Genomic DNA, 2,348 nt, shown 5'->3' with positions numbered 1-2,348 from the left:
TTTACGGCAAGATTCAAGATATTTTCGAGATCATTCAGATTACGTTTGGTGATCGTGGGGGCGATTTGAAAATCCACTCTCGCTTCCTTAAGATGCTCTATCCCCTCCAGAGCAGCCTCGAAGGATCCTGGCACCCGGCGAAATTCATCGTGTATTTTAGGAGTGGAACTCTCCAAGCTTATGGCGACCCTTTGAATGCCAGAATCACTTATTCTTCTGGCGATATCCTTGGTGATCAGCGTACCGTTTGTACCCATCACCATGCGTAAACCCTTCTGCACACCATGGCAAGCAATGTCAAAAATGTCCTCCCTGAGTAGCGGCTCTCCGCCGGTCAAAATGATGATTGGTTGACTGAATTCACATATCTCATCGATGAACTGAAGGGCTTCCTGAGTGGAAAATTCATCGGGGAGGGGTTTATCCACAGCCGAAGCTCGGCAGTGAACGCACTTTAAGTTGCAGGCGCCGGTTACCTCCCAGGCGATCATCCTCAACGGCTTTTTATTTATTTTAGCCACCTGGCCACATCCTTCGCATGATAAGTCAAAATTATGTCGGCGCCAGCTCTCTTAATTCCGGTGAGTATCTCCATGACGATCGTCTTCTCATCAACCCAACCCTTCATGGCAGCGGCTTTGACCATGGAATATTCTCCACTTACGTTATAAGCCGCCACCGGATAATTGAACTCCTGTTTGACTCTATGGATTATATCCATATACGCGAGGGCGGGTTTAACCATCACGATATCAGCACCTTCCTCGATATCCAGCATAACCTCGCGCAGCGCTTCCAAGGCATTGGGTGGATCCATCTGGTAGGATCTTCGATCACCAAATTGAGGAGCGGACTCCGCCGCTTCTCGGAAGGGACCATAAAAACTTGATGCATATTTCGCAGCATAGGACATAATGGGTACATTTTCGTAGCCATTTTCGTCCAATGTACTTCTAATGGCGGATACACGTCCGTCCATCATATCCGAGGGGGCAATCATATCCGCACCCGCTTCCACATGGGATAAAGCGGTCTTGGCAAGCACCTCTAAAGTTAAATCATTCACGATTTCCCCGTCCTTTACCATTCCACAGTGTCCGTGACTGGTGTATTCGCAGAGACAAACATCGGTTATGACCAGAAGATCTGATGTAACCTCTTTGATGGCTCGCACCGACCGCTGAATGATTCCATCTTCAGCGTAAGCTTCGGAAGCCACTTCATCCTTCTTCTTGGGTATCCCAAAAAGGATAATACCGGGGATGCCCAGCTCTTCTATTTCTCTAACCTCATCTTTCAATCTATCAATAGACCAGTGGAAATTTCCGGGCATACTTGAAATTTCTCTTTTAATTCCCTGGCCATGAACGACGAAAAAGGGATAGATGAGATCATCGACGCTTATCTTGGTCTCCCTGATGAGGCGCCTGAAATTCTCGAGTCTCCTTAAGCGTCTGGGACGGTACGTTGGAAAATACATCTCTCACCTCAACTCCCTGACTACTCAAATTTCTCCTTGCCCTTTGCTTTCTTTTTTGCCTGGGATTTTTCCTCCGCTACAGGTCTAGGAGCAAAATGGTCGACCAGTCTTCTGAAATCTTTCCAGGCTAAAAATAAAATACAGACTAAGACCACCGGATAAAGAATGGAGATAACCCAATTTGCCCATTGCAGGATTTGAATATACATCGGTTGCTGCATCATTAAAATTTCACCTCCTCTTATTTAAGTTCACAGCCTGACATTTCCCTCTTCAATGCTTCGGTGGTTAACTGATTGGACGATTCGAACTGATTGCATCCACATTTTACAAGAGCTGGAAAAATACATCAAGGAATGGAATCTCAAATTCAAATTTAGGAGGGATCGGCAAATTCACGAAAGACAGCTTGAGGGGAGGACTTAGCCGACTATTTCCCCAAGCAGTGTTAAGACAAAAGAACCTCATCATAATTACGAAGATAAAATTGAGCTTTTGTTCTCCCTTGCAAATCGTTGGAAACGAGCACCGTGATGCCCCGATTTTTTAGGTAAAGGAAGCATCCTCGTCAGTAAGGCTATCTCCAATATAAAAGGGAAGCACCTGCTTCCAATAGTCTAATTTTTGAATCCTACAAGACAGTAGCAATATTATATTACGAACAGGTGTTCGTTTCTGCTCAAAATTCACGAGATGAAACCAAAAATTAAGAGAGTCCAGCAATTCTGGACTCATCCTAGAAAAATAACCCCTATTCAGCTGTGGAGATGGCGGGATTCGAACCCGCGACCTCTTCCGTGCGAAGGAAGCGCTCTCCCCCTAAGCTACATCCCCCTGGTGGCTCCGCGCCTTCCTAGGAGGACTCCAT

3 protein-coding genes and 1 tRNA gene are annotated in these 2,348 nt (G+C 46.0%); all 4 read right to left on the bottom strand.

Annotation, left to right across the window (positions count from 1 at the left end; translation table 11 throughout):
- On the bottom strand, positions 1–521 hold a 521-nt coding region (locus tag AB1466_06125), incomplete at its 3' end, for a radical SAM protein (protein ID MEW6189659.1).
- Positions 509–1,480, bottom strand: a complete 972-nt coding sequence (gene hemB / locus AB1466_06120) for a porphobilinogen synthase (protein MEW6189658.1) — start codon at positions 1,478–1,480, stop codon at positions 509–511. The genes AB1466_06125 and hemB, both read right to left, overlap by 13 nt.
- A 20-nt stretch (positions 1,481–1,500) precedes the next feature.
- Positions 1,501–1,704, bottom strand: coding sequence for a hypothetical protein (locus AB1466_06115; protein MEW6189657.1), 204 nt, complete (start codon positions 1,702–1,704; stop codon positions 1,501–1,503).
- Positions 1,705–2,242: 538 nt separating this feature from the next.
- Positions 2,243–2,314 (bottom strand) — tRNA-Ala (locus tag AB1466_06110).
- Between the last annotated feature and the right edge of the window lie 34 nt (positions 2,315–2,348).

It is taken from the genome of Actinomycetota bacterium, assembly GCA_040755895.1.
GTDB lineage: Bacteria > Actinomycetota > Aquicultoria > Subteraquimicrobiales > Subteraquimicrobiaceae > Subteraquimicrobium.
The sequence above is the reverse complement of the archived record's forward strand: the minus strand, read 5'-3'. Positions and strand labels throughout refer to the sequence as shown.